The following is a 1,778-nucleotide window of genomic DNA, read 5'->3' on the forward strand; positions in this document are numbered from 1 at the left end:
GCTTCAACGCGACGCATGAAGAAGGCAAGACCTATAACGACGGCAATATTCGTCGCGATTCCTTCTCGCTTTCCGCCGATGCCCGCCTCACGCGCGATCTCACCGCGACCTTCGGCGCGATGTATCAGGAGCGTCACGCTTCGGGAATTGCGACATCGATTTCCACGGCGTCTTACGTGGGCACGTCGTTGCCTGCGGTGCTTTCGGGTGGCAGCAGCACGCTCGTCACGCCGGATCAGCATTTGAATACGAAATTCCAGATTTATACCGCTGGCCTGCGCTATAACCTCACGCCGGACTGGACCGTGAGCGCGACCTACAGCTTCAGCAAGAGCACGCGTTATCGCAACGAAAGCACGTTCTATCTGCTTAATCCCGCTGGCGATTACAACGACTATCGCTTCGAAGGCAAGGAAGGGCATCAGTTGAATTCGTGGCAGGTGATGGCGGAAGGACTCGTAAAAACAGGGCCTTTCTCGCACCAGCTAGTGTTCGGTGCAGCTTATGAAAAGCAGACCAACGATTACACCGCGAACAGCTTTTACGGCCTGCTCGGCACCGGCAATATCTATCAGCAAAACTTCAATCGTTACGATAGTTCGGGCTTCTACACATATCGCAACGCCGACATCACGCAAAAGGCACTCTTCGCCAGCGATACGATCGCGCTGACGCAACGCTGGTCGGTGCTCGGCGGCGTGCGTTACACCAACTACGAGCAGCACGGCTATAACGTCGATGGCTCGACGGCATCGACATATTCGAAGAACGGCGTGGTCACGCCTTCGGTCGCGCTGATGTACAAGCTCACGCCGACCACCACGCTGTACGCGAGCTATGTCGAATCGCTCGAACCGGGCAATGTGGTCAGCACGACCTATGCGAACTCAGGCGCGGTGCTCAATCCGCTGCGCAGCAAGCAATACGAAGTCGGTGTGAAGACGCAGAACGAGCGATGGAGCGCGACGGCCGCGTTGTTCCGCATCGAACGCGGCGCGCAGTATGCGAACAGTGCGAACGTCTATGTGGAAGATGGCGAATCGATCTTCCAGGGCGCGGAAGCGGGCGGCGACGTGCGTCTGGGCCGCGATTGGACCGTGGGCGGCGAAATCATGTGGATCGCGACCAAGTACAACAAAGGTTCGGATTACGATGGAAATCGCGTCGCGGGCGCACCGAGCTTCGTGGCGGCTGCACACGTGAACTATTCCGTGCCGATGGTGCCGGGCCTCACGGTCGGCGCGAACGCGAAGTTCACCGGCAACACGAATCTCGAACCGTCGGGCAATCTGAACGTGCCGGGCTATATGATCTACAACCTCGGCGCGACGTATACGACGAAAATCGCCGGTCATACGGTTGGCTTGCGCGCAGCAATCGATAATCTGACGAATCGACGTTACTGGGAATTCCAGTACGCGGATTACATCCAGCCGGGCGAGCCGCGCACGCTGTCGCTCAATGCGCGGATGGAGTTCTGACACAAGTCTGAGCGCGGCCGGGGCCTTTCTGAATAAGGCTTCGCCGCGTTTTCATGACATGCCGTGAAATAACTTACGCATAGTCTTTAACACGATCGATCGCCAAAATGGGTTCATTCGCAACCCAACCAGTCAGGCAGATCATGGAACTGTTGAAGACAATCACGGCGATACTGATGGGCGTGGCCCTCGTAACGGCGTTTATCGAAGCAATCGTGCTGCATTACAAGAACAAAGGCACCGATCACGCCTTCGACTGGCACGAGTACTGGATTTCCTTCGTTGACCTGATCGGCC

At 57.0% G+C, this 1,778-nt stretch carries 1 protein-coding gene; it reads left to right on the forward strand.

Annotated elements, in window-relative coordinates; genetic code table 11:
* Nucleotides 1–1,481 (forward strand): TonB-dependent siderophore receptor (locus P7F28_RS07730; RefSeq protein ID WP_277183932.1); only part of this gene is annotated, 1,481 nt, incomplete at its 5' end.
* Between the last annotated feature and the right edge of the window lie 297 nt (nucleotides 1,482–1,778).

Source organism: Caballeronia sp. BR00000012568055, from assembly GCF_029439455.1.
GTDB lineage: Bacteria > Pseudomonadota > Gammaproteobacteria > Burkholderiales > Burkholderiaceae > Caballeronia.